This window comes from Egibacter rhizosphaerae (genome assembly GCF_004322855.1).
Classification (GTDB): domain Bacteria; phylum Actinomycetota; class Nitriliruptoria; order Euzebyales; family Egibacteraceae; genus Egibacter; species Egibacter rhizosphaerae.
On the sequence record NZ_CP036402.1, the window covers coordinates 103916 to 129098 of the forward strand.

Annotated in this window: 16 protein-coding genes; 8 read left to right on the forward strand and 8 right to left on the reverse strand. The window is 70.8% G+C overall.

Going from position 1 to position 25183, the window contains the following annotated elements; genetic code table 11:
• Positions 1-14 precede the first annotated feature (14 nt).
• From ER308_RS00470 to glgP, 3 genes are all read right to left on the reverse strand, one after another.
• Positions 15-1397, reverse strand: a complete 1383-nt coding sequence (locus ER308_RS00470; RefSeq protein WP_131153193.1) for an NADH-ubiquinone oxidoreductase-F iron-sulfur binding region domain-containing protein — start codon at positions 1395-1397, stop codon at positions 15-17.
• Between the two features lie 310 nt (positions 1398-1707).
• Entirely contained in the window at positions 1708-3426 is a 1719-nt protein-coding gene (locus ER308_RS00475; protein WP_131153194.1) for an alpha-amylase family glycosyl hydrolase, read from the reverse strand.
• Positions 3408-6041, reverse strand: a complete 2634-nt coding sequence (glgP, locus tag ER308_RS00480; RefSeq protein ID WP_131153195.1) for an alpha-glucan family phosphorylase — start codon at positions 6039-6041, stop codon at positions 3408-3410. Before glgP ends, ER308_RS00475 begins: the two co-directional genes overlap by 19 nt.
• 351 nt (positions 6042-6392) lie before the next feature.
• On the opposite strand from glgP, the gene ER308_RS00485 reads away from it, so the two are divergent.
• From ER308_RS00485 to glgB, 4 genes are read left to right on the forward strand one after another with little or no spacing between them, the layout of a single operon-like run.
• Entirely contained in the window at positions 6393-8360 is a 1968-nt protein-coding gene (locus tag ER308_RS00485; protein WP_131153196.1) for an alpha-1,4-glucan--maltose-1-phosphate maltosyltransferase, read from the forward strand.
• A gap of 35 nt (positions 8361-8395) precedes the next feature.
• A complete protein-coding gene (treS, locus tag ER308_RS00490) occupies positions 8396-10111 on the forward strand; it encodes a maltose alpha-D-glucosyltransferase (RefSeq protein WP_131153197.1) in 1716 nt (571 codons plus the stop codon).
• Positions 10111-11622 carry a maltokinase N-terminal cap-like domain-containing protein gene (locus ER308_RS00495; RefSeq protein WP_131153198.1) on the forward strand — a complete coding sequence of 504 codons (1512 nt, stop codon included), beginning with the start codon at positions 10111-10113 and terminating at the stop codon, positions 11620-11622. Before treS ends, ER308_RS00495 begins: the two co-directional genes overlap by 1 nt.
• The gene (gene glgB / locus ER308_RS00500) at positions 11619-13823 is read left to right on the forward strand and encodes a 1,4-alpha-glucan branching protein GlgB (protein ID WP_131153199.1); all 2205 of its coding nucleotides are present in this window, start codon (positions 11619-11621) and stop codon (positions 13821-13823) included. The genes ER308_RS00495 and glgB overlap by 4 nt, the downstream gene beginning before the upstream one ends.
• Before the next feature lie 318 nt (positions 13824-14141).
• On the opposite strand, the gene ER308_RS00505 is transcribed toward glgB, so the two are convergent.
• Both ER308_RS00505 and ER308_RS00510 read right to left on the reverse strand, forming a co-directional pair.
• Positions 14142-15233, reverse strand: a complete 1092-nt coding sequence (locus ER308_RS00505) for an IS630 family transposase (protein WP_131153200.1) — start codon at positions 15231-15233, stop codon at positions 14142-14144.
• Positions 15234-15485: 252 nt separating this feature from the next.
• On the reverse strand, positions 15486-17009 hold the full coding sequence (locus ER308_RS00510; RefSeq protein WP_131156828.1) for an IS1182 family transposase: 1524 nt from the start codon (positions 17007-17009) through the stop codon (positions 15486-15488).
• A gap of 229 nt (positions 17010-17238) precedes the next feature.
• On the opposite strand from ER308_RS00510, the gene ER308_RS00515 reads away from it, so the two are divergent.
• Together ER308_RS00515 and ER308_RS00520 are read left to right on the forward strand one after the other, a co-directional pair.
• Positions 17239-17841 carry a hypothetical protein gene (locus ER308_RS00515; protein WP_131153201.1) on the forward strand — a complete coding sequence of 201 codons (603 nt, stop codon included), beginning with the start codon at positions 17239-17241 and terminating at the stop codon, positions 17839-17841.
• A 10-nt stretch (positions 17842-17851) separates the two neighbouring features.
• Positions 17852-18673, forward strand: coding sequence for a hypothetical protein (locus ER308_RS00520; RefSeq protein ID WP_131153202.1), 822 nt, complete (start codon positions 17852-17854; stop codon positions 18671-18673).
• A 6-nt stretch (positions 18674-18679) separates the two neighbouring features.
• On the opposite strand, the gene ER308_RS00525 is transcribed toward ER308_RS00520, so the two are convergent.
• Complete coding sequence (locus ER308_RS00525) at positions 18680-19861, reverse strand: NAD(P)/FAD-dependent oxidoreductase (protein ID WP_131153203.1); 1182 nt, start codon at positions 19859-19861, stop codon at positions 18680-18682.
• Between the two features lie 54 nt (positions 19862-19915).
• Positions 19916-20701 carry an O-methyltransferase gene (locus ER308_RS00530; protein ID WP_131153204.1) on the reverse strand — a complete coding sequence of 262 codons (786 nt, stop codon included), beginning with the start codon at positions 20699-20701 and terminating at the stop codon, positions 19916-19918.
• Between the two features lie 144 nt (positions 20702-20845).
• Between ER308_RS00530 and ER308_RS00535 the strand changes: the two genes are divergently transcribed.
• Complete coding sequence (locus ER308_RS00535) at positions 20846-21271, forward strand: GNAT family acetyltransferase (RefSeq protein WP_131153205.1); 426 nt, start codon at positions 20846-20848, stop codon at positions 21269-21271.
• 246 nt (positions 21272-21517) lie between these two features.
• Here the strand turns inward: ER308_RS00535 and ER308_RS00540 are convergent, their stop codons facing one another.
• The gene (locus ER308_RS00540) at positions 21518-23203 is read right to left on the reverse strand and encodes a proline--tRNA ligase (protein WP_131153206.1); all 1686 of its coding nucleotides are present in this window, start codon (positions 23201-23203) and stop codon (positions 21518-21520) included.
• A gap of 111 nt (positions 23204-23314) precedes the next feature.
• Here ER308_RS00540 and treZ point away from each other — a divergent pair, with 111 nt between their 5' ends.
• Complete coding sequence (gene treZ, locus ER308_RS00545; protein WP_165491696.1) at positions 23315-25147, forward strand: malto-oligosyltrehalose trehalohydrolase; 1833 nt, start codon at positions 23315-23317, stop codon at positions 25145-25147.
• Positions 25148-25183 lie beyond the last annotated feature (36 nt).

Sequence of the window (25183 nt, forward strand, 5' to 3'; positions counted from 1 at the left end):
CCGACGCTGGCGGCTCACGGGAGCAGCTCTCCCGGGACCTCGACCGCCTCGGGCGCGGCGTACGTCCAGTCCGGGCGCTTGCGGTAGTACTCGGGGTCGAACACGAGCACCCCCTCGTCCTCGTCCCAGTCGATGATCTTCGGCGCGAGCACCCGGATCTCCTCCGGCACCGGACCCGCACCGACCCGGCCGTGGAACTCCTCGGGGAACGTCTCGATCGCGCTGCGGACGACGAACGCCGCTCCGACGGGCAGGTAGCACCGGTTCTGGTCCGTGACGATCTCGGTGCGGTGCATGAGCGCGTCGATGTCCGCACGCGTGCCTTCGCCCTGAACGAGCTGCCAGAGCCGCTCGGCCATGAAGATGTTGCCGGTCTTGCAGGCGTTGCACTGACCACAGGACTCGATTGCGAGGAACCGCTCGAGCTGCTGGGTGACCTGCACCATGTCACGGTGCTGGCCGTAGACGGCATAGCCCCCGCTGCCCAGACCGAACCCCGCCTCGGCCATCGAGTTGAAGTCCAGCGGCAGGTCGAGCAGGTCCGGCGTCATGACGGGGTTGGACACGCCAGACCAGATCGCCTTGACGTCGTCGGGGTCCGCGCCGCCGATGTCGCAGACGAGGGTGCGCAGGGAGGTGCCCATGGGCAGTTCGTAGACCCCCTGATTCGGTACGTCCTGGCAGATGGCGAACAGGAACGTCCCCGGCGTTTCCTCGGTGCCCTCGGTGCGGAACCAGTCGGCGCCCTTGGCGATGATCTGGGTGGCGTGGCTGAACGTCTCGGCGTTGTTGACCACCGCCGGGTTCGGCTGGGTCGTCGTCGCGAACAGACCGACCTGGAAGGGAGGCACGAGGCGCGGCATCGAGAGCTTGCCCTCGATCACCTCGAGCAACGCCTTCTCCTCACCGAAGAGGTAGGTGTCCGGGCCCGGAACCACCGTGAGGTGTTCGGCACCCTCCCACCCGGCGGCCATCATCTCGTCGCGGGCCTCGATCAGTCGCCGATAGGCCTCGGTGAAACGCTCCTTGGTGGCGATGTACGCGTGGGCGGCCGCCGTCGTGTAGAGGCAGATGAGCATCCCCTCGAGGATCTGGTACGGATTTCGCTCCATGAGCGGGCGATCCTTGTAGGTGCCCGGCTCGCCCTCCGCCGCGTTGCACACGACGTAGCAACGCCCGTCCGCCATCCCGGCGTCGCGCACCCCGCGCCACTTGATGCCGGTCGGGAAGCCCGCGCCACCCCGGCCGCGCAGCCCCGCGGCACGGATCTCCGCAACGATGTCGTCGGGAGTCATCGCGAGCGCGTTCTCCAAGCCCTCGCCGCCCCCCTGGGCGACGTAGGCCTCGAGGGTCTCGACGGGCTTCTCGGGCAGGATCTGGTACACGCCGTCCGCCATGCTCTTCCGGCCTCCTATCGGGCTCGTTCCGGGCACCGTCCCACGTTTTACATGCTCGTCACCGCTCCGCGACCTCGTCGCCACTGGACGCGGCTACCTTCCTCCGCGGCTGGTCGTCCACCCTCGCTCGCAGGGTACGCCCTGCGTTTGCAACGACCGCCCCTCGGAGCCGGCCGCGACGGGTCTATCGGCTCGGGCCCGCGCGGTCGGCTCCTTCTCGTGCCAACCAGCCTTGCCGGCAGCAACGGGCGCGACGCCGACAGCGGACCCACGCCCGCCGACACGGGACCCACGCCCGCCGCCACCCCGGTCACGAGTGCTCATCCGACCGCAGCACCACCGCGTCGGCCGGCGCGAGCTCGAGCGGTCCGGTCAGTCGTTGCCCGTCACCACGACCGGCCGCGTCGAAGGCCAGGACCCACGCGCTGGACTGGCCCGGCGGCGCCCACGTCTCCGCCACCGACCCCGCGTTCGCCACGGTGATCAAGGGCCCGCGTCGGAACGCGATGACCGGCCCCTCCTCGGTCAACCACTCCACGGGGGCCTCGACGAGAGCGGGCTCGCTGTGACGCAACGCGACGAGCGCGCGCCACCGGTGCAGCAGCGAGTCAGGGTCCTCGCGCTGGACACTCACGGTGTCGGTGTCGCGGCGCGGCCCCATCGGCAGCCACGGCTCGGGCGACGGGTCCGCCGCGCCGCTGAACCCCAGGCCCGGCCCGGGGGCCCACGGCATCGGCGTGCGGCACACGTCCCGACTGCGGGCGGTCACGCCGGCCCGAGTGACGATCGGATCATCGGCGCGCTCGGGGGGAACGGCGACATCCTCGAGCCCCAGCTCGTCCCCCTGGTACACGAAGGGCACCCCCGGCAGGCAGAACTGGAGGGTCGCGAGCGCGAGAGCACGTCGGCGACCGATGTCGCCCCCGCCGAATCGTGTCGGCGCACGGGACACGTCGTGGCTCCCGATGATCCACGCCACGTGCCCTGGCGCGACGTCCGCGCCGCGGCGCAACACCCCCCGCACGGCCGCGGCGTCCCACTCGGTGTGCACGGACCCGAACCAGAAGGCGAGGTGGAGCCCGTCCCCCGAGAGGTACGGGGACAGCTGCTCGGGATCGAGGAGGTAGACCTCGCCGAGCAGCAGAGCGCCGTGGCGGTCCGCGATCCGGCGCCATCGTCGGTACACGTCCCGGACGCCCTCCTGGTTCACGTCGTAGCGGTGGTCGAGCTGGTCGTGGGCATCCAAGGGGTCATCCGGGTCGATCGGGTTCGCCGCCTCGGCCGGGTCGACCGGGTTCGCCGCCTCGGCCGGGTCGACCCGGTCGGGGCCCGTGGCCGGCGGAAGGTCCGGAAGGTCCGGGTGCTTCACCAGCCCGTGCGCCACGTCGATCCGGAATCCGTCCACGCCCCGCGCGAACCAGCTCTCCAGGATCTCCTCGAAGGCCGCGGACACCTCGGGATCGGACCAGTCCAGGTCGGGCTGCTCGGGCAGGAACAGGTGACACCACCACTGGTCCGTGACGCGATCGTAGGACCACGCGGGCCCCCCGAAATGGCTCACCCAGTTGTTCGGCGGCGTGCCGCCCTGCTCGGGTGGACCGGGAGTGGCGCCGTCGCGCCACAGGTACCGGGATCGCTCGGGCGCGTCACGCGAACGCCGCGCCCGCTGGAACCAGGGGTGCTCGCTGGAGGTGTGGTTGGGTACCAGGTCGAGCACGACCCGCATCCCCCGGTCGTGGGCGCCGCCGATGACACGGTCGAGCGCGGCGTCCCCGCCGAGATCGTCCGCGGCTCGCAGGTAATCGGCGACGTCGTACCCGCCGTCGTGACGGGGCGAGGGGTAGCACGGCGAGATCCAGACGATGTCGATCCCGAGCCACGCCAGGTGATCGAGGCGGTCCGCGAGCCCGTGGAGGTCACCGACCCCGTCGCCGTCCCCGTCAGCGAAGGAGCGGATGTACACCTCGTAGCCGACGGCGTCCGACCACCACGGCCGGTCGGCGGCCCCGGTCACGTCGACGCCTCCCACACCGGCTCGCCCGACTCCTCGGGCCCGACCTCGTCGCCGGCCGCCTCCGGGGCGGCGAACCGGGCCAGGCCGAGCTCCGCGCGACTCGCGAGCCCGGTGTGGTCGGGCAGGGCACGGACCGCGTACCCGTACTCTCCGACGTCTCGCACGGCGAAGGAGCCGGCGAAGTCCGCGGTCCCGTCGTGCCGCTCGACGAGTTCGAGGGACTGCCGGGCGGGCGCGCTGATCGTCCCGTCGGCATCGACGGATCCGTGCAGCAGCTCGACGGCGATGTCGTCCGGGGACAACGGGCCCAGTTCGACCTGCACCCGCAGCTCCCGGCGATCGCCGAGATCCGCCTCCCCGGGATCGGTGCGCACGTCGGTGACACGCACGGCCGGCCATGCCTCCTGCACCCGCTGCTTCCAGCGGGCGAGCTCGCGTGCGCCGCGGTACCCCTCGGCGATCAGCCCCTCCGCCCGTGCCGCCACCGGCGCGTACAGCTCGGTCACGTACTCGCGCACCATGCGGCTCGCCAGAACCCGTGGCCCGAGTGACGCGATCGAGTGGCGGATCATCCCCACCCACCGGCGCGGGATCGAGCCGTCGCGACGCTCGTAGAAGGTGGGCACGACGCCGTGCTCGAGGGTGTCGAACAGTGCCTCGGCGTCGAGCGCGTCCTGTTCCTCGGGCGGATGCGTCTCGCGGGTGCCGATCGAGAAGCCGTTCTCCGCGTCGGCCATCTCGTCCCACCATCCGTCGAGGATCGAGCAGTTCAGCACCCCGTTCAGCGCCGCCTTCTCCCCGCTGGTGCCGCAGGCCTCGTAGGGCCGGCGCGGCGTGTTCAGCCACACGTCGACGCCGTGGTACAAGGCGGCCGCCAGGTCCATGTCGTAGTCCTCGAGGAACACGAAGCGGTCGCGGATGGCCGGGTCGGCACCGAAGTGAACGAGCTGGCGGATGAGGTCCTTCCCGCCGTCGTCACGAGGATGGGCCTTTCCGGCGAAGACGAGCTGGACGGGTCGCTCGGGCGACAACAGCAGCTCGCGCAGCCGCTCGGGCTGGCGCAGCAGCAACGTGCCGCGCTTGTATTGCGCAAACCGGCGCGCGAAGCCGATCGTAAGGGCGTCCGGGTCCAGGACCTCCTCGGTCCACCCGAGACCGTACGCGGGCTCGCCGCGGCGCTCCCGCTGATGGCGGACCCGCTCTCGCACGCTCGTGACGAGGCGCTCGCGCTCGCGCTGCCGTGCCTGCCAGATGACCTCGTCGTCGATCTTGGCCGCGACGGCGAACGCGTCGGGGTCACTCCGCCAGTCGGCCGGAAGATGGCGGTCGTAGACCGAGGTCATCTCGGGGCCGATCCACGTCGAGCCGTGCACGCCGTTCGTGACGCTCGTGATCGGGACCTCGGCGGCCGGCAGCTCGGGCCAAAGATCGTCGAAGAGGTCGCGCGCGACGTGGCCGTGCAGTCGGGACACCCCGTTCGCCGCGGACGACAGCCGCAGCGCGAGCACGGCCATGTTGAACTCGTCGCCGTGGTGTCGTCCCAGGGCGAGCATCCGGTCGGTGTCGACTCCGCACGCATCGGCCATCGGGGCCAGGTAGCGGGCCGCGAGGTCGCGCTCGAACACATCGATCCCAGCCGGCACGGGCGTGTGCGTGGTGAACAGCACCGGGGCCCGAGCGGCCTGGACGGCCTCGTCGAACTCGAGGCCCTCCTCGACGACGAGCTCGCGGACGCGCTCCACTTGCAGCAGCGCCGCATGGCCCTCGTTCGAGTGGTAGACGATGGGCTCGAAGGGGACCTCGCCGAGCTCACGGGCTCGACGGAGCGCACGGACCCCGGCGACGCCGAGCACGATCTCCTGGCGTAAGCGGTGCTCCCGATCCCCGCCGTACAGCTTGTCGGTGATGGGGCGGTCAGACGGGTCGTTCTCCTCGAGATCGGTATCGAGCAGGAGCAGGGGGATCCGACCGACCTCGCCGCGCCAGATCGCGCACCCCACCGTGCGCTCGGCGAGTTCCACCTCGACGGTGACCGGCGCGCCGCCCCGCTCGAGACGCGTGAGCGGCAGGTCGTGCGGATTCAGATCGGGGTACTGCTCGTGCTGCCATCCGTCGTGATCGAGGTACTGGCGGAAGTACCCGTGCCGGTAGAGCAGGCCCACGCCGACGAGGTCGAGGCCGAGGTCGCTCGCCGCCTTCAGGTGGTCACCGGCGAGCACGCCCAACCCGCCCGAGTACACCTGCATGCCCGCCGTGAGGCCGAACTCGGGGGAGAAGTACGCCACGGCGGGCGGCGGCGGGTCCTCCTGCTGGGCCCACCGCTCCTCGGTCAGGTACCGCTGCAACGCCGCGCGCCGCCGTTCGAGGTCGGCGAGGAAGTCCGCATCGGACGCGAGCTCCTGCATGCGCTGGTGGCCGAGACGCGCGAGCACGGCGACGGGGTTGTGACCGGAGTCGAGCCACGCCTGGGGGTCCGCCCGCTGGAACAGCTCCCGCGTGGGCGCGTCCCACGCCCATCGGAGGTTGTACGCCAACCCGGTGAGCGGCTCGAGCTGCTCGGGCAGCGACGGGTTCACCCGAAAGGTCGACAGAGCCTTCGTGGGTGGGACCTGCTCGTCCTGCTTCGTCATGGGCGTCCTTTTCCGGGATCGGCGGGACTCGGTTTCCGGGATCAGCGGGACTCGGTTTCCGGGATCAGCGGGACTCGGTTTCCGGGATCAGCGGGACTCGGTCTCACGAGAGCGCCGCGGGCGGCGCAGTCTACGTTTCAGGATCCGCCCGAGGCGTCGCTCGGGCGGTCGCCACGATATTCGCGACGAGCATCGCGACGGTCCGGCGATCGACCGAGGCCCGCCCGACCCGACCCGGGCGCGCCGCGGCCGCTCAGAGCGTAGGCTCGCGCACGTCGCGTCCGCCCGCGGGTGTGAAGGGGGCCGCGACGCGGTACGGCTCACGCCCGGCTGACGCCTGGAAGGTGTGGGATGCGCGGACGGATCGAGATCGCCGAAGTCGAGCCCGTGGTCGACTGCGGTCGCTACGCCGCCAAGGCGGTGGTCGGCGACGAGGTCACGGTGGGCGCCGACCTGCTGCGGGAGGGCCACGACCATCTCGCGGCAGCGGTGGCCTACCGGGCCCCTGGGGAGCGCTCGTGGCGGGAGACGCCGATGCGCCTGGACACCAACGACCGGTGGCTGGGGACGTTCGGCGTCGACCGTATGGGGCCGTGGTCGTTCGCGGTCGGGGGATGGACCGACCACTACGGCACGTGGGCCGACGGCATCCGCAAGAAGCACGCGGCCGGGCAGACCGACCTCGACGTCGCGATCGAGGACGGGGCGCGCCTGCTGGAGCGGCGCACCGACCTCCCCGCCGCCGCGTCGGAGGTCATCGCCGAGGTGATCGCCGTGCTCCGCGGAACGGGGACGCTGTCCGACAAGGTCGCGGCAGCCACCGACGCGGACCTGCTGGCGCTCCTCGAACGGCACCCCGAGCGGCTCGACCTCACGTGGAGCGCCGAGTATCCGCTGTGGATCGACCGCGAGCGTGCCCGGTTCTCCGCCTGGTACGAGATGTTCCCGCGGTCCGAGGGTGCGTTCTGGCCCGCCGAGGGGGACGATCGCTCCCCCCGCAGCGGCACGTTCGAGACGGCGGCGAAGCGATTGCCGGCGATCGCCGAGATGGGCTTCGACGTCGTCTATCTCCCGCCCGTGCACCCGATCGGACGGACCTACCGAAAGGGCTCGGGCGGCCCCCACGACCTCGATCCGCAGCCGGGTGACCCCGGCGTGCCGTGGGCGATCGGGGGGCCCGAGGGCGGCCACACCGCGATCCATCCCGACCTCGGGACCCTCGAGGACTTCGACGCGTTCGTCGCCGAGGCACAGCGCCACGGCCTCGAGGTCGCGATGGACTACGCCATCCAGTGCTCGCCGGACCATCCGTGGGTGACCGAGCACCCCCAGTGGTTCCGCCACCGCTCCGACGGCACGATCGCCTACGCCGAGAACCCGCCGAAGAAGTATCAGGACATCTACCCGCTCGACTTCGACACCTCGGATCGGGAGAACCTCTGGCAGGCGCTGCGGGAGGTGCTGGAGTTCTGGATCGCCCGGGGCATCCGCGTCTTCCGCGTCGACAACCCGCACACCAAGGCGCTGCCGTTCTGGGAGTGGGTGATCGCCGAGCTCCGACGCGAGCACCCCGAGCTCATCTTCCTGGCCGAGGCGTTCACCCGGCCGAAGATGATGGCGACCTTGGCGAAGCTCGGCTTCAACCAGAGCTACACCTACTTCGCGTGGCGCAACACCAAGGAGGAGCTCACGGAGTACGCGACCCAGCTCGCCTACGGGGAGGTCGCGAAGTACTACCGGCCGAACTTCTGGCCGAACACGCCGGACATCCTCACCGAGTTCCTCCAAACCGGGGGGCGGCCGGCGTTCAAGCTGCGCCTGGTCCTCGCGGCGCTGCTCTCCCCCTCGTACGGGATCTACGCTGGTTACGAGCTGTGCGAGAACGTCCCGCTCGAACCCGGCAGCGAGGAGTACCTCGGCAGCGAGAAGTACCGGTTCCGTCCCCGCGAGTGGGACCGGTCGGACTCCCTGGCCCCGTACATCGCGCGCATCAACTGGATCCGCCGTGAGCACCGCGCACTCCGTGACCTCTCGAACGTGTGGTTTCACGAGATCAGCGATCCGGCCATGCTGTGCTTCTCCAAGGTCGCCCCGGGCCGCACGGATCCGATCCTGGTGATCGTCAATCTCGATCCGCACCACCCGCGTGAGGCCACCACCGCGCTCGACCTCGGGCAGCTCGGCCTGGAGGGGATCGGCCCGTTCGAGGCCCACGACCTGCTGACCGACACGACCTACCTCTGGCACGGCCCCCACAACTACGTTCGGCTCGACCCGGACGTCGAGCCGAGCCACGTGCTGCACCTGCGCGCGCTGTAGCCGCCGCACGCCGACGACACCCTGCGAGGACGCCGATGACCGACGGAGCCCCCGCGCCCACCGGGAGTCCCCGCAACCTCGCTCTCAGCGACGACCCCCGCTGGTACCAGACCGCGGTGTTCTACGAGGTGCTCGTCCGCGGCTTCTTCGACTCGAACAACGACGGGACCGGGGACCTGCGGGGCCTGATCGACCGGCTGGACTACCTGCAGTGGCTCGGGGTCGACTGCCTCTGGCTGTTGCCCTTCTACCAGTCGCCCCTGCGGGACGGGGGCTACGACATCAGCGACTACTTCTCCGTCCTCCCCGAGTACGGCGACGTCGAGGACGTGCGCGACCTGCTCGAAGCGGCCCACGCCCGGGGGATCCGTGTGATCGCCGACCTCGTCATGAACCACACGAGCGACCAACACCCCTGGTTCCAGGAGTCGCGCGACCCCGAGAGCCCCAAGCGGGACTGGTACGTGTGGTCGGACACGCCCGAGCGCTACGAGGACGCGCGGATCATCTTCGTCGACACGGAAACGTCGAACTGGACCTGGGACCCGCAGGCGGGCGCGTACTACTGGCACCGGTTCTTCGGCCACCAGCCGGACCTCAATTACGACCACCCCGAGGTCCAGGAACGCATGCTCGACGTGATCCGGTTCTGGCTGGACCTCGGCCTCGACGGGTTCCGCCTCGATGCGGTCCCCTACCTCTTCCAGCGGGAGGGCACCGACTGCGAGAACCTGCCGGAGACGCACCAGTACCTGAAGCGGATCCGCAAGGTCGTCGACGCGGAGTTCGGCGACAAGGTCCTGCTCGCCGAGGCCAATCAGTGGCCCGAGGACGTCGTCGACTACTTCGGCGACGGGGACGAGTGCCACATGGCGTTCCACTTCCCGGTCATGCCGCGCATGTTCATGGCGGTCCGGCGGGAGGAGGCCCGCCCGATCGTCGAGATCATGGAGTCGACGCCGGAGATCCCCGACGGCTGCCAGTGGGGCGTGTTCCTGCGCAACCACGACGAGCTGACGCTCGAGATGGTCACCGACGAGGAACGCGACTACATGTACCGCGAGTACGCAATCGACCCGCGCATGCGGATGAACGTCGGGATCCGCCGGCGCCTGGCCCCGCTGCTCGACAACTCGCGGGCGAAGATGGAGCTGTTCCACGCCCTGCTGTTCAGCCTGTCCGGCAGCCCGATCCTCTACTACGGCGACGAGATCGGGATGGGCGACAACATCTTCCTCGGTGATCGGGACGGGGTCCGGACCCCGATGCAGTGGACCGCCGACCGCAACGGCGGCTTCAGCCGCGCGGAGTTCGCGGAGCTCTACCTCCCACCGGTCCTCGATCAGGTCTACGGCTTCCCGGCGCTGAACGTCGAGGCGCAGCGCAAGAACCCCGGCTCGCTACTGCACTGGGTGCGCAGCCTCCTCCACATCCGCAAGGCGCACCCGGTCATGGGCACGGGCCAGTTCCATGCCCTCAAGCCCTCCAACGACCGGGTCCTCGCGTTCCTCCGCCGCTACGAGCAACCGGAGACGACCGACGAGGCCGAGGACGACGTGGTCCTCGTGGTCGCCAACCTCGCCGCCACCGCCCAGCCGGTCGAGCTGGACCTCGCGGAGTTCGCCGGGAAGACCCCGGTCGAGCTGATCGGGGGTGCCTACTTCCCGGACATCGGTGAGCTGCCGTACCTGCTCACGCTCGGGGGGCACGGCTTCTACTGGTTCCGCCTCACCGAGGTCGAGCACCGCTGATGTCCCTTCCGACGCTCACCGACGACGCTGGCCTCGGCCGACTCGCGGCCGACCTGGCCGCGTGGCTGCCGCACCAGCGCTGGTACCAGGACAAGGCCCGAGAGCTCGCGGCGGTCCAGGTCCGTGACGCGGCCCGTCTCAGCGATCGGCTGCTGGTCCTGCTGGTGGAGGCCCGATTCGCCGACGGCGGCACCGCGGACTACCACGTTCCCCTCGCCCCCGCCGAGGTCGGCGCCCTGTTCGAGCTCGAGGGGCAGGGCCTCGGGGACGCGCTCGCCGACCCCCGGGCCTGCCTCGACCTGGCCCGAGCCACCGTCGACGGCAGCACCGCCACCCTCGCGGGCGCGCGGCTGACCGCTCGCCCTATCACGGGCTCCCGCCCGGACGACACCGCGTCCGCCCGTGCCCTCGGGGCCGAGCAATCGAACTCCTCGGTGGTGATCGACGACGCGTTCGTCCTGAAGGTGCTTCGCCGCCTGGAGACCGGCATCCATCCCGATGTGGAGGTGACCGGCGCCCTCACGGCCGCGGGCTTCACCCACGTCCCGGCGCAGCACGGTGCCCTGGTGCGCGCTCCGACCACCGACGACGACGAGAACCAGACCGCCCTGGCGATCCTGTCCACGTTCCTCGCGGGCGGGCGCGAGGGCTGGGATCTCGCGCTCGCGCAGACCCGCGCGCTGGCGTCCGGTGAACGCACCATCGAGGAGGTGGCCTCGGAGCCGGACGGCCTGCTCGGCGACATCGATCGGCTCGGGGAGGTCACCGCCGACCTGCACCTCACGCTGGGCGAGGCCTTCGGGGTCGAGGAGGCCGACGCGCGGCACGGCGCCGCGTGGGCGACCGAGATGCGCGGGCAGCTCGACCGGGTCCTCGCCCTGGCCGAGGCGCGCGCGCCGGAAGCCGCCGCCTCGGTGCTCGCCGCGGCCGACGACCTGCGCGCCGTGTTCGACGAGCTCGCGAGCCTGCGCGACGCCGGGCGACTGGTCCGCGTGCACGGCGACCTGCACCTGGGTCAGGTGCTCCGCATCCCGCCGCCCGAGTCGAGCTGGCAGCTCCTCGACTTCGAGGGCGAACCGTTGAAGTCGCTCGAGGAGCGCCGCGCGCGCACGTCCCCCCTGAGGGACGTGGCCGGCATGCTGCGGTCGTTCGACTACGCCGCGGCCGCCTCCGTCGAACGTGACGGCGCCAACGGGGCCGAGCCCCCGCTCGCCGCCGGCGCGTGGCGCGACGCGGCACGCCGAAGGTTCCTCGGTGGGTACGTTCGCCGCGCCGGGCCGCTGCTGCCCGGTGCCACGGCCTCCCAGGCGCTGCTGCACGCGTTCGAGCTCGACAAGGCCGTGTACGAGCTCGCGTACGAGATCGGCAACCGGCCGGGGTGGCTCGCCATCCCGGCCGGTGGGATCCTGAGGGTGCTGCGTGCCTCCCACAGCGCGCGCGACCCGGACCCGACAGACCCCGACGAACCATCCGGGCCCGACAACCCCAGCGGGGACGAGGAGGAGCCATGAGCGCACCGACGAAGTGGCGCGCGCCGCGTGCCGAGGTGGACCGCTTGCTCGAGGGCGCGCACGGCGACCCGCACGCACTCCTCGGCATCCACGAACTGCCGGACGGCGGCGCGGTGGTGCGCGCGGTCCGGCCCGAGGCCTCCGAGGTGGCGGTCGTCACGGCGAACGGCGAGGAGTTCCCGGCCGAGCGCACTGACGAGAGCGGCTTCTTCGAGGCGGTGGCTCCGCGAACGCTCGCGCCCACCGAGTACTGGCTGCGGGTCGCCTATCCCGACGCCACCTACCACCTGCGCGACCCGTACGCGTTCTGGCCCACGCTGGGCGAGGTGGACCTCCATCTCGCCGGGGAGGGGCGACACGAGGAACTCTGGCGCCGGCTCGGCGCGCACGTCGTCGAGGTCGACGGCCAGCCGGGCGTCGCGTTCGCGGTCTGGGCCCCGAACGCGCGCAGTGTGCGGGTGGTCGGCGATTTCAACAGCTGGGACGGACGCTTGCACCCGATGCGCAGCCTCGGCTCCTCAGGTGTGTGGGAGCTCTTCGTCCCCGAGGTCGGGCCGGGCTCCCGCTACAAGTTCGAGATGGTGACCGCGGACGGGGAGCTCGCGCTGCGGGCGGACCCGTACGCGTTCCACACCGACGTGCCGCCGGGCAACGCGAGCGTCGTCTTCCACTCCACCCACGAATGGCAGGACGATGAGTGGCTGGCGCGACGCGCCGAGCGTGACCTGCTGCACGAGCCCTTCTCGATTTACGAGGTGCACCCCGGATCGTGGCTCCAGCCCGACCGTGAGGACCTCGAGCCCGTCGGGTACCGGGAGCTGGCGCACCGGCTGGCCGACCATTGCGAAGCACTCGGCTTCACCCACGTCGAGTTCCTGCCGGTGGCCGAGCATCCCTACGCGCCGTCGTGGGGGTACCAGGTCACGGGCCAGTTCGCGCCGACCGCCCGTCTCGGGAACCCGGACGATTTCCGCTACCTCGTCGACCACCTGCACCAGCGCGGGATCGGCGTGATCGTCGACTGGGTGCCGGCGCACTTCCCCAAGGATTCCTGGGCGTTGGCCCGTTTCGACGGGACGGCCCTCTACGAGCACGCCGACCCGCGGCAGGCCGAGCATCCCGACTGGGGGACGCTGGTCTTCAACTACGCCCGCAACGAGGTCCGCAACTTCCTGCTCGCGAGCGCGCTGTACTGGATCGAGGAGCTGCACGTCGACGGCCTCCGAGTGGATGCGGTCGCCTCGATGCTCTACCTGGACTACTCGCGCGACGAGGGCGAGTGGGTGCCCAACGAGTACGGGGGCAACGAGAACCTCGCGGCGATCGAGTTCCTCAAGCAGCTGAACGCCGTCGTCTACGGCCGCAACCCCGGCGCCGTGACGATCGCCGAGGAGTCCACGGCGTGGCCGGGGGTGTCACGCCCGGTCCACCTCGACGGCCTGGGCTTCGGCTTCAAGTGGAACATGGGATGGATGCACGACACGCTGTCGTACTTCTCCCGCGACCCGATCCACCGCCAGCACCACCACGGAGAGCTGACCTTCGGTCTGCTCTACGCGTGGAGCGAGAACTACGTGCTGCCGTTGTCCCACGACGAGGTCGTCCACGGCAAGCGCAGCCTGCTCGACAAGATGCCCGGGGACCGGTGGCAGAAGTTCGCGAACGTGCGCGCGCTCTACGCGTACATGTGGGCTCACCCTGGCAAGCAGCTCTTGTTCATGGGCGGCGAGTTCGGGCAGTGGAAGGAGTGGTCCGAGGAGCGCGGTCTCGACTGGCATCTCCTCGAGGAGCCCGACCACGCCGGACTCCAGCATCTCGTCGGTGACCTGAACGCGACCTACCGACGGCTGCCGCAGCTGCACGAGCGCGACTCGGAGCCGGACGGGTTCCAGTGGATCGAGGCGGATGCCGCCGACGAGAACGTGATCGGGTTCGCCCGGTTCGCCGCCGACGGCTCCCCGCTCGTGTGCCTCGCGAACCTCTCCCCCCAGCCGCGCGAGGGTCGCCGGTTCGGCCTGCCCGCAGCGGGCACGTGGCACGAGGTCCTCAACACTGACGCCGGGCTCTACGGCGGATCGGACGTCGGCAACGGCGGCCAGGTCGTCGCCGACTCCGAGCCGCTCGGTCAGCTGCCCGCCCGGGCCGAGGTCGTCCTACCGCCGCTCGGGGTGATCTGGCTTGTCCCCGACGACACCGCCTAACCTCGACTACTTGTGGGGGTGCTGACGGGTCCGCTCGGTAGCGACGTGCGGCCCTGAGGTCGGCGGGGTCCTCGAGGATGCCGGGGTCGGGCCGCGGTGATGCTTGCTGGGGCGGGTGTCGGGGCAGCCCGAGCCGGCCGGGTGACCGCTTGTCGTGCTGGGCTGGGTTGTCAAGGCGCGCCGGTCGGCGGGCTCAGGTGGGCCGGGGGGGCAGCGCGCGTAGTCTCGTGAACGCGGCCAGGAGCTCTGCGGTCCAGGGCCAGTCCCGGGGACAGCGGCCGTTCTACCCCCCAGGCTCGCCGTTACCGACGCGGGCTCCTAGTGTCCTGAGTCGGAGATTCGTTGGCAATATTCGGAGAGGGCGTGGAGGATCTCGTCGGCGGTCTTGTGCCACGCGTACGGGCGGGGGTTCTCGTTCCACGTGGCGATCCAGTCGCGGATGTCGGATTCGAGGGCTTGCACCGAGGTGTGGGTGCTGCGCTGCAGCAGTTTGGTGGTCAGCTCGGCGAACCAGCGCTCGACGAGGTTGAGCCAGCTGGCGCCGGTGGGCGTGAAGTGCAGGTGGAAGCGCGGGTGGCGCAGCAGCCAGCGTTGGATCTCTGGGGTCTTGTGGGTGGCGTAGTTGTCCAGCACCAGGTGCACGTCGAGGTGGTCGGGCACCTCGGCGTCGATCTGGTTGAGGAACGTCTTGAACTCGGCGGCGCGGTGGCGGCGGCGGTGCTGGCCGATGACCTTGCCGGTGGCCAGGTCCAAGGCGGCGAACAGGCTGGTGGTGCCGTGGCGGACGTAGTCGTGGGTGGCCCGCTGGGGGGTGCCCGGCAGCAGCGGGAACACCGGCTGGGTGCGGTCGAGCGCCTGGGTCTGGGACTTCTCGTCCACGCACAGCACGACCGCGCGCTCGGGCGGGTCGAGGTAGAGCCCGACGATGTCTCTGACCTTGTCGATGAAGTCGGGGTCGGTGGAGACCTTGAACGTCTCGGTCAGGTGCGGCTTGAGGCCGAACGCGCGCCAGATGCGGCTGACTGCCGTCTGCGACATGCCCGCCGCGGCGGCCATCGACCGCGTCGACCAGTGCGTGGCATCCGGCGGGGCCTCCTCCAAGGTCTTGGTGATCACCCGCTCGACGTCGGCGTCGGTGATCTGGCGGGGCGCGCCCGGCCGCGGCGCATCCGCCAACGCGTCCACACCGCCAGCGACGAACCGTCGCCGCCACTTGCCCACCGTCGCCTCGCTGACGCCCAGCTCGGCGGCGACCTCCCGGTTCGACGCGCCCCTCGCGCACGCCAGCACGATCCGCGAGCGCTGCGCCAACCGCTGCGACGTCTTGGGACGGCGCGCCCACCGCTCGAGCGTCGCCCGGTCCTCATCGGACAGCTCCAACGTGGCCTTTGGCCTGCCACGAGCCGCCATCGCCCATCCTCTCATCGGAGGAAGGGATCGTACCACATTATGCAACGAACTTACGATTCAGGACACTAGGGCGCTGCTGAAGTAGTCGCTTTGAACATCGTTGGTCAGTGGTCGTGGTTGGGTCCGCGACCGCTCTGGTGTGGTTTCGGTGGCGGTCGTTGCGGCCGCCGGTGCGCTTGACGGCCGATGGGAGGCGCCGTCGGCCCGGCGGCGTCGGCTTGTAGGCGTTCTCGAGGGGTATTGGGGTCCTCATCAGGTGGTTGCGGGCATCTGCCAGCCGTGGTCGTAGTGCATGCCGAGGTTGAGCAGGCGTGTGAGGTTGACCGCCGCGACGCGGAGGCTCAAGCCGAGCTGGTTGCGTTTGACGCCGCGGTAGCGGCAGCGGCGGTGTCCGTCTTTCATGAGCCAGGAGATTGACCGCTCGGCCAACGACCGTCGCGGGTAGGTCTCGGCGAACTCGGGCGTGGCCGCTTGAGCGCGGGCGGCGACCAGCTCGCGGTCGTGGCGGCCGATGCGCAGGCTGCGTCCGGATCGGCTGGTGGTGCAACGGTCCCGCAGCGGACAGCCGTCGCAGCGGCGCCCGAAAGTCGCGTGGCCCTTGGCGCTGATCGCCACGGTGTGGCCGGCCGGGCAGGTGACCGTGCCCGCATCGTGGCAGACGGCGAAGTCGTCGCGGTCGAAGCCGCCGGGCACCGCGGGGCGCAGCGGCAGCGGCTTGATGACCGCGGTGTGCCCGGTGGCGTCGAGGTCGGAGCGGGTGGCCCCGCCGCCGTAGGCGGAGTCGGCCAGCACCTCGACGGGCTCGTCCTCACCCTCGAGCAGTTCGACCGCGACCTCGCCGTCGCCGGTGTTGCCGGGCGTGACGGTGTTGGCGGTCACCAGCCCGGTCTCGGGCTCGCAGGCGATGTGGCCCTTGTAGCCGTCGCGATACGAGGCCCGCGACTTGTGCGCGTGCCGCGACTCGTCATCGACCACCGACACCACGCGGTCCTTGGCCACCGCTCGGGCGATGCGCCACGTGCCGGGCTGCTCGCCAGGTTCGACGTCCTGGCCGGCGATCAGCGCCAGCAACGCCACCGCCCGCTCGGCCTCCTCGTCCAAACCGGTCACGGGCAGACAGTCGATGATCGCGATCGCATCCGCCACCAGCGCCGACACCAGCGCGTCACAAGCGACCTCGTCGTCCCACGCGATGTCAGGCTTGCCGCCATGATCGTAGTCATGCGCGCCGACCACGACCTGGCGGGCCTCGGGCACCAGCCTTCTGACCTTGCGGATCGCGGCCACCAGCTGGGTGACAGTGTCCTGAGTGGCCACCGCATCGTCGAGCACCGTGGAATCCAACGCCCGCCGCGCCTTGCCGGCCAACACCCCAGTCTGCGCAGCGACAGTCTTGACCGCCTCGTCGATGCGGTGCGGGCGCTCGGAGTCGTTCAGCCGACGCCGCCAGTACACAAACACCGACGCGTCGAAGCTGTCCTCGTCCAGCCCCATGCCGCAGGCGGCCTTCCACGCGATGTCGCGCGACAGCGCCGCCGCAGCCTGACGGTCCGACAAGCCCTCCAACTCCTTGAGCACAAACGCCGCCGCGATCACGTCCGCCGGCACCGACGGGCGGCCCCGCCCCGACGGGAACAAGTCAGCGAACATCTCGTCGGGAAACACCCGCCGCCGATGCTCGGCGAGGAACGCATACACCGACCCCGCCGGCACCAGATGCCCGCACAACGCCGCCGTGTCCAACAACTCCCGGTCCGCCACGCTTGATCCCAGCATGAAGCGCATTCTCGCGCACCCCACCGCCAGAACCGCGGAACCTCGACGGATTCTTCAGCAGCGCCCTAGCACTCCCATGTGTAGCCGATGTTTCATTACCTCTTGACTACATCCGTGTCCACCGTCATGCTGAGCAGGTCTCGTTGCCTACTAGTAGCACTCACCGTCCATCTAGGGCGAAGGGTACATGTTGATACATCCAAAGCGGCTGCCACTCTCCCCCCTCGTCATGCTCACGATTGTCTTCGGCGTAATGGGCGCTGCTGTTCTCGCCATAACCGGCGCTGCGTACGCCGATGGAGACGATGAGCCCGTCAAGAGTCCGGACACCCCGGAAGAACTCACGGACATGAAACTCCTCGACTCCGGCAGGACGCCATACTACGCGCCCGCGGGTCTAGCAAAATACTTTGGCACGGCAGTGTGGTGGGAAACCTACACCTCCCAAGGACGCCTCTACTACCACGTCGAGAGAGTGCATTTCCGGGGCGGCACAGCCGACTCCCCATGCGAAAGCAATCCATCCGGCATCGACCATTGGGTTGCCGCCTCAGCAGTTGTCACTCACGAGTATGAGGACCACACGGTCGAGTCCATTCCCGGGTCATCCTGGGAGCGCACCAACTGCTACCCGTACGGCTCTGAGTCGGGGGCTACCTATCAGCCGTGGACGAACGCTGCCTATTCGGATAGAGTCCTTCGCTCGACATTCCATGTACACCACGCAGACGAGGACAACCCGAACTTCAGCTTCTCCTCCGACATGCACTGGATCGTGAACTCCAATGGCGCCGAGCCCGAAGACCTAGCGACGTGCGAACTGAACTGCTAAAGGGAGCACTATGAGCATGCAGCAACGCAGTCAACGTCGCCTGTCTCCGCACGCTGGGGGCACATTGATCCTCCGTGTGCTTCTCCTTTGTGGCACCGTCGTCGTGTTGCAAGGTTGCCTGCCAGCCGATGGGGAGGATGCCGCCCTTCTCTCGCCCGGCGAGGAAGGTTCCACGTCGACAGCGAAAAGCGCAGCCGCGGAAACGCTGGGACCTGAGGATTTGAACTGGCCAGTGGAGATTGAGTACATACTCGGTGGCACGGTGCAGCCCGGCACGGAAGGGCGAGTGGAAAGCGTAACCCACGTGTTCCGGGCCGCCGCCTGGAACGACTGGTTCGACGCCCGCTACGACCGGGACGGCGAGTTGGTCTCCTGCACGCAGCGGACCCCCGACACGCTTCGCACATCAATCCAGAGCTGCTCCGAAGGATGGCAGACAACGCGCGACCATCCGCCCGAGGAACGTATCGCTCCCAATCCGCATCTGCGCCCGGCAGATCTCGAGGCCGTTCGCGCCGCCCCCCACGACGCGGTCGAGGCGCAGGCGACAGTCGCAGAGCGCCTCGACATCAGCGAGGACGAACTGGTCTCCTCCGCGGAGGCGAGCATCATCGACTGCCGCCACGAGCAGTCGGCCTATTGCGGCGACAGCGATGGTGAGATCGACGTCGAGGTCGAGCAGGTCGCCCACGAAGGGAGCGGGATGATCCTCGAGTACCGCGAGACGGCCGACGGAGTGCCGGTCAGCTACCTCGAGGTCGAGGGTCTCAGAGCCCTGGACGAGGACGAATGGTCTGACAGCGCCGAGACGCTGACGCGCTCGGGGGGCTAGCCTCGATTATTCGTGGGTGCTGACGGGTCCGCTGCCGAACAGCACCGGATCGCGGGGCCCCGAGCGCCGACCGACGAGCAGGTGGCCCGCCGTCCCCACGGCGAGCCGAGGCGTGATGTGGCCGCCCCCCAGAGTGAGCTCACAGAGGTCGTCGAACGCGCCCTGTCGGCGTGCGGTGGCTGCGACACCCGCCTCGGCGACGGCCCTGGTGCGCACCAGGCGAGCCAGCGTGCCGGTGTGCCGCAGATGCCGTCCGAGTAGGGAATGCAGATCGGCTGGGTATCGACGGGCTGCGGTCCGGGGATCGCCGGCCGCCGCCCTGCCCGCGAGCTCACCGCTCGCGAGGGCGTAGTAGATCCCCTCGCCCGAGACGGGGTTGATGAGGCTCGCGGCATCGCCCACGAGCAGGATGCGGCCCACCGCAGCGGGCGGCCGATGACTGCTCACCGGCAGCGGATGGCCGAGCACGGTGTCGGGATCGAGACCCGTCGGGCCGAGCGCGTCCTCCAGCGCGCCGAGGAAGTCCTTGCGCTGGCCGGGGAAGTCCGCGCGGAAGGCGCCGTAGCCGACGTTGGCCCGCCCGTCTCCGATCGGGAACGTCCACGCGTACGAGGGCCAGTGCGCGGCCACAAGATGGATCCGTTGCACGGCGTCGTGCGCGGGCGCGTAGGCCCGGATCGCCACCGCCAGCGCGTGATCGGGATTGCGAGCCAGACCCAGCGCTCGGCGCACCACCGAGTGCGCGCCGTCGGCAGCGACGAGCGTCCGTGCGGCGATCTCGCCGTCGACGACCACGCGTCCCGGACGGGTGACGAGGCTGCGCACGCGATGCTGCCGGTGGACCACACCGGCCCGTTCGGCAGCGACAACGAGCCGTGCGTCGAATACGGCGCGGGGCACGACCCGGTCCGGGCGAGACAGTGGGCGGGTCACGGTGCGACCGGACGGGGCGGCGAGCGAGAGCCTCGTGACCTGCTGGTAGTCGTCGACCACGTCACCGACACCGAGCCGGGCGAGGACGTCCATGGCGTGTGGAGCGATCCCGTCGCCGCAGGACTTGTCGCGGGGGAACTCGGCGCGGTCGAGCAACAGGACACTGGCCTCCGGGCGGGCCCGGCGAGCGGCCAGCGCGGCGGCCGACCCCGCAGGCCCCGCGCCCACCACGACCACGTCCCACGGCCCGTCCATGAGCCGCCATCCTGCCGCCTCGGGGCCCCGCGCGCGCCGGCGGTGTCGGTGGCCTCAGCGGATCACCGCGATCCCGAGCCGCTTGGTGCGCGTCGCCCATCGCACGCGCTCGTCCGAGGCGATCGCAGTCCACGCCCGCTGCATGCCGTCGGACCATTCGATGTCGTCGAAGGTGAGCACCGCGCCCGGCTCGGACGCCTCGGCGAGTCGCGCGAAGAACTCGCGGGTGGAGTCCTCGCGGTGGTCGCCGTCGACGAAGGCCCAGCCGATCCCCTCGTCGCGGCGGTGCAGCTCGGAGAGGACACCGGGCAACTGCTCCTCGAACGAGCCGACCACCACGTCGACATGACCGAGGCTGAGGCGGCGGTGATTGTGGCGGGCCAGCGTCGCGAGAGGTTCGGAACCCTCCAGGGTGATCAACCGGCCGCGCGCTCGAGGCTCCGGTTCGGCCAGCGCGAGCGCGGCCCCCTGATAGGCGCTGGACAGGCCGAGGGAGGTGCCGAGCTCGATCCCGACCCGCGGCGAGCGTGCCCGCACGAGGTGGAACAGCGCCGCGCAGTGGCGTTCCGGCATCGCCGCGGTGGCGAGGACGCCGGACACCGTCCGCGGTTCGCTCCTGCGCCCGGGGACGACCGCGTGCGTCACGGCGAGCTCGCGACGCAGCGCTCGGATCCGTGCGAACCAGGCGTGCTCGGCGGCGGTGAGCCTGCGCGCCCGCATCCGGGTCGAGGCGAGGGCAACCGCCGACATCCCGGGCTTCGCCAGCATGCGCACCGGGGGCCGGCGCACGGCCGGTGCCCTGGCGGTGCCGTCACCCGGGCGCGACGAAACGGTCGGCACGTCGGATCCTCTCCCTCGGGCGCGTTGGTCGCGGCGATCGACGCCGACGGTGTGGACGCCGACGACGGTGGTGGCGTCACCATATCCCCCCCGACCGCGGCAGCATGCGGTCGCCCGTGCCCCGGCGCACTACCCTCCCGCGCGATGCAGATCCGCAGCGCCGCCGAACCCGACCTGGAAGCGATCGTTGGCCTGTGGGAGCAGGCGGGGATGCTCGCCTACACCCCACACCCCCACGACGAGCTACACGGTCTCCTGCGCCACGATCCGGGGCTGGCCCTCGTGGCCGATCTCGAGGGTGCGGTCGTCGGCACGGTCCTCGCGCCATTCGACGGCCGACGCGGCTGGCTCATGCGCCTGGCCGTCGCGTCGTCGGCCCGCCGGGCGGGCGTCGCCTCGGCGCTCGTGAGCGAGGCCGAGCGCCGGCTCTCCGAGCGGGGCTGTGCGCGCGTGAACCTCTTGGTCTTCGCCGACAACGAGGAGGCCCAGTCCTTCTGGGAGTCGGTGGGCTACCGCCGAGGCGCGCCCGTCGTGCTGATGAGCCGCCACCTCGACCCGACGGACCCCTGAGCCGTCTCAGACCTGCCCGCGGAGCGGTCCAGATCCGGACGAGCCGACACCGAACGCCGCGAGGAACGGTACGCCGACCCGCGCCGGCGCGGGTCGGCGTACCGCGAACGACCGGCTGGCGTCCGGACAGCGCGCGCGTCCCGCAGTCCGACCGGATCGTGGTGCAGTTACCCGCGCCGGCGCAGGTAACTGCACCACGTTTCCGCGCCGCCCGCCGATGGGGTTGATCCCCTACCGCCTCATCCCCTACCCGGCGAGCAGCCCGACCGCGTCATCGAGCGGGAGCTCGTCCCGCTCACCCGAGCGGCGGTCCTTGCGCTCCACGACACCGCGCTCCAGCCCCTTGCCGCCCACCACGAGCTGGGTCGGCATGCCCAGGAGGTCGGCGTCGGCGAACTTCACGCCCGGACTGGTCTCACGGTCGTCGTAGAGGACCGCGATCCCGGCGCCGGCGAGCTCTCGGTAGAGCCGCTCCGCGGCCTCGGCGACCTGAGCGTTGCGGTGCCCACCGAGAGCCAGCAGGTGCACCGCGAACGGGGCCACCTCGATCGGCCAGGCGAGCCCCTCGTCGTCGTGGTGGGCCTCGGCGGCCACCGCGAGCGTCCGACCGATCCCGATGCCGTAGCAGCCCATCCACATGACCTGCTCGTGGCCGTGCTCGTCGACGTAGGTCGCCCCCGGGGGGGCCGCGGAGTAGGTCGTGCCCAGCTGGAAGGTGTGACCGGCCTCGACCGCCTGCTCCACCCGCAGCTCCCCGGTCTCGCACTCGGGACAGGGGTCGCCGTCGGCGACGGTCGCGCAGGGCCGCCAGGTGTCGACCGTGAAGTCCCGGTCCAGCGTCGCTCCGGTGACGTGATGCTCCGGCACGTTGGCACCGGTGATCCACGGACCACTGCCTGCGACGAGCGGATCGGCGACCACCTCGACCCCGTGCTCCTGCAACCCCATCGGCCCCAGGTACCCGCGCGACAGGGCCGGGTTGACGGCGAAGCCCTCGTCGTCGAGCGGCTCGAGGCCGCCGAGGCGGAAGTCCCGGTCCCCCGGTACGAGCAGCACGACGACGTTGCCGTCGGGATCCTTGGCCGCCATCGTCTTCAGGCAGTCACGAGCGGTGATCCCCCGGTCGGCGAAGAACTCGACCAGGCCGTCGATGGTGTCGGCCCCGGGGGTGTGGTGGGTCTCGAGGGGCTGCTCGCCCTGCGGCCGCTTCTCGGGCCACCCGGCACCGGCGGCCTCGATGTTCGCCGCGTGGCCGCAGCCCGTGCACCACGCGAAGCGGTCCTCGCCGATGGGGCTCGGCACCATGAACTCGTGGTTCACGTCGCCACCGATGGCGCCAGCAAGCGCCTCGACGGCCGTGTACGGCAGTTCGCAGCGATCGAAGATCCGGCGGTAGGCGTCGTAGAACTGCCGGTAGGTCGTACGCATCGCCTCGGCATCGGTGTCGAAGGAGTAGGCGTCCTTCATGCCGAACTCCCGCACGCGCAGCAGGCCGAACCGTGGCCGCACCTCGTCGCGGAACTTCGTCTGGATCTGGTAGACGTGCCGCGGCAGCTCCCGATAGCTCGACACCTCGGCATCGACGAGCGCCGTGACGACCTCCTCGTGCGTGGGCCCCAGCACGAACCGCCCGGCTCGTGCGTCCACCCGCATCAGGACCTCGTCCATGGCCTCGCTGCGCCCGGACTCGATCCACACCTCCTCGGGGTGCAGGGCCGGCAACAGGAGCTCCTGGCAACCGATGCCGTCCATCTCCTCCCGGACGATTCGCTCCACGTTCTGCAGGGCTCGCAGTCCGAGCGGCAGATAGGAGTAGATGCCCGAGGCCAGCCGGCGGATGTAGCCGGCGCGGGCGAGAAGGCGATGGCTGGCGGCTTCCGCGTCGCCGGGCGGCTCGCGCAGGGTCTGGAGCAAGAGCTGGGACTGGCGCATGGGGCAGGATGCTAATACGCCCACGCCGGATCGGTCGCCTAGGCTGCGGGGCGCCGGTGCGAGGCACGACCGAGGAGCGCAGCGATCGACGCACAGCCCCACGGCCCCACGGTGCACGACGACGGCACGACCACCTTCGATCTGTGGGCTCCACGACCGCGCAGCGTGGCGGTGCAGGTGGGCGACACCGAGCCCGTGCCGCTCGAGCAGCGCGCGCACGGGTGGTGGAGGGCACGTGTGCCCGCCCGCACGGGTGACCGCTACGGCTTCCGGCTCGATGGAGGCGAGCTCCTTCCCGATCCGGCGAGCCGCCGCCAGCCGGACGGCGTGCACGGGCCGAGCGCGCTGTTCGACGTCTCGGCGCTGGCGTGGTCGCCCGAGGAGGCCCGCTGGAGGTCCGCGCCGTTGGCGGGTGCGGTGATCTACGAACTGCACATCGGGACGTTCACCCCCGGTGGCACGTTCGATGCGGCAACCGAGCGACTCGACGCGGTCGCGGCGCTCGGCGTGACCCACCTCGAGGTGATGCCGATCAACGCGTTCAACGGCGAGCGCGGATGGGGCTACGACGGGGTCTTCTGGTACGCGGCCCACGAGTCGTACGGCGGACCCGAGGGCTTCGCCCGCTTCGTGGACGCCTGTCACCGCCGCGGGCTCGGGGTGATCCTCGACGTCGTCTACAACCACCTCGGCCCCAGCGGCAACGTGCTGCCCCGGTACGGCCCCTACCTCACCGATCGGTACGCGACGCCGTGGGGCGAGGCGCTCAACCTGGACGGTCCCGGCGCCGACCAGGTGCGGGGCTTCATCGTCGGCAACGCGCTGCACTGGCTCGAGAGCTTCCATGTCGACGGGCTCCGCCTGGACGCCACCCACGCGCTCATCGACACCTCGTCCACGCACGTGCTCGCCGAGATGGCCGACGCGGTGGCGGATCTCGCGACCCGAGTGCAGCGTCCCCTGGAGCTGATCGCCGAGACGGACCGGCAGGACCCGGCCACGATCCGCCCGCGCGAGGCGGGCGGGCTCGGGCTCGACGGCCAGTGGTGCGACGACCTCCACCACGGCTTGCACGTCGCGCTCACCGGAGAGCGCGAGGGCTACTACGCCGACTACACGGGACTGCCCGACGTCGCGCGCTCCTACAGCCGGGGGTTCGTCTACGACGGCCGGTACTCGCCGGGCCGCCAGCGCACCGTCGGGGCGGCACTCGGCTCGCTCTCGAGCCACCGGCTCGTGACGTGCTTGCAGAACCACGACCAGGTCGGCAATCGGCCCACCGGCGATCGCCTCACGACGACCGTTGACCACGGGCGGTTGCGGGCCGCCGTGCTCCTGCTGCTCGCGGCACCCTCGACCCCGATGCTGTTCATGGGCGAGGAGCACGGGGAGACGAACCCCTTCCTGTACTTCTCGGGCCATCCCGAGCCGGAGCTCGCCGAGGCCGTCCGCCGGGGCCGGCGCGAGGAGTTCGCCGATTTCCCCGGGTTCCACGGCGAGGTACCGGATCCACAGGACCCGACCACCTTCGCGGCGAGCATCGTGGACCACGGCAAGTCCCGGGAGGCCGCGGGTCGTTCCTGGAGGGCCCTCTGGGCGGACCTCCTGGCGCTGCGTCGGGGGGAGCCCGCCCTCGCCTCCGGGCGCCGCGATCTCGTGGAGGTCTGCTGGGTCGACGACCGCGCGATCGCGATCCGCCGGGCGCACCCGTCGGGCGTGGCTTGCCTCGTCGTCGCCAACCTCGACGACGCGCCCCGCGAGCTCGAGCTGGGAACCGCCTCGCGCGAATCCGGTCGTGCCGGATCCTGGACGGTGCGGCTCTCGACCGAGCACCCGCGTTACGGGGGCAGCGGCGCAGCCCCCGAGTTCGCCGAGGCTGACGGTGGGGTCCGCGTGAGCGTGCCCGCACGCGCCGCCAGCATCGCCGCGCTCAACCGAGGATGAGACCGGCCGACGGGCCCGACGGGACGGTATCCGGGG

Bases quoted from the DNA above. Each gene is read 5' to 3' on its own strand.
- glgB (WP_131153199.1), top strand. From the start codon at position 11,619: ATGAGCGCACCGACGAAGTGGCGCGCGCCGCGTGCCGAGGTGGACCGC.
- ER308_RS00485 (WP_131153196.1), top strand. From the start codon at position 6,393: ATGCGCGGACGGATCGAGATCGCCGAAGTCGAGCCCGTGGTCGACTGC.
- ER308_RS00520 (WP_131153202.1), top strand. From the start codon at position 17,852: ATGAGCATGCAGCAACGCAGTCAACGTCGCCTGTCTCCGCACGCTGGG.
- ER308_RS00515 (WP_131153201.1), top strand. From the start codon at position 17,239: ATGCTCACGATTGTCTTCGGCGTAATGGGCGCTGCTGTTCTCGCCATA.
- ER308_RS00535 (WP_131153205.1), top strand. From the start codon at position 20,846: ATGCAGATCCGCAGCGCCGCCGAACCCGACCTGGAAGCGATCGTTGGC.
- treS (WP_131153197.1), top strand. From the start codon at position 8,396: ATGACCGACGGAGCCCCCGCGCCCACCGGGAGTCCCCGCAACCTCGCT.
- ER308_RS00505 (WP_131153200.1), bottom strand. From the start codon at position 15,233: ATGGCGGCTCGTGGCAGGCCAAAGGCCACGTTGGAGCTGTCCGATGAG.
- glgP (WP_131153195.1), bottom strand. From the start codon at position 6,041: ATGACGAAGCAGGACGAGCAGGTCCCACCCACGAAGGCTCTGTCGACC.
- ER308_RS00495 (WP_131153198.1), top strand. From the start codon at position 10,111: ATGTCCCTTCCGACGCTCACCGACGACGCTGGCCTCGGCCGACTCGCG.
- ER308_RS00540 (WP_131153206.1), bottom strand. From the start codon at position 23,203: ATGCGCCAGTCCCAGCTCTTGCTCCAGACCCTGCGCGAGCCGCCCGGC.
- ER308_RS00510 (WP_131156828.1), bottom strand. From the start codon at position 17,009: ATGCTGGGATCAAGCGTGGCGGACCGGGAGTTGTTGGACACGGCGGCG.
- ER308_RS00525 (WP_131153203.1), bottom strand. From the start codon at position 19,861: ATGGACGGGCCGTGGGACGTGGTCGTGGTGGGCGCGGGGCCTGCGGGG.
- ER308_RS00470 (WP_131153193.1), bottom strand. From the start codon at position 1,397: ATGGCGGACGGCGTGTACCAGATCCTGCCCGAGAAGCCCGTCGAGACC.